We start from the raw sequence: 320 nt of genomic DNA, 5'->3' as shown, positions 1-320 counted from the left end.
AACCTGAAAATATTTCAGGGCGATTAGCTCAGTTGGTTTAGAGCACTTGGTTTACACCCAAGGGGTCGGGGGTTCGACTCCCTCATCGCCCACTCGAAGGAGAGGTCTGATTTGATTTCTCCTTTTTTATTGACAACAAAAGGTGCTTTATGCACTTCACGTATATCGACTTGGAGACCGCGATAACTATCGCGAGGCAAAGTATAAACTTTACTCCATTACATCTGGAGAGATGGCAGAGTGGTCGAATGCGGCGGTCTTGAAAACCGTTGTACCGCGAGGTACCGGGGGTTCGAATCCCTCTCTCTCCGCTGAAAGCG

2 tRNA genes are annotated in these 320 nt (G+C 48.8%); both read left to right on the top strand.

Annotated elements, in window-relative coordinates:
• Positions 1 to 17 precede the first annotated feature (17 nt).
• Positions 18 to 92, top strand: a tRNA-Val gene (locus ACRD62_RS22560).
• A gap of 134 nt (positions 93 to 226) precedes the next feature.
• Positions 227 to 311 (top strand) — tRNA-Ser (locus ACRD62_RS22555).
• Positions 312 to 320: the final 9 nt, after the last annotated feature.

This window comes from Carboxylicivirga caseinilyticus, assembly GCF_050589785.1.
Classification (GTDB): Bacteria; Bacteroidota; Bacteroidia; order Bacteroidales; family Marinilabiliaceae; genus Carboxylicivirga; species Carboxylicivirga caseinilyticus.
Note: the sequence above shows the minus strand (reverse complement) of the source record. Positions and strands in the feature narration are given on the sequence as shown.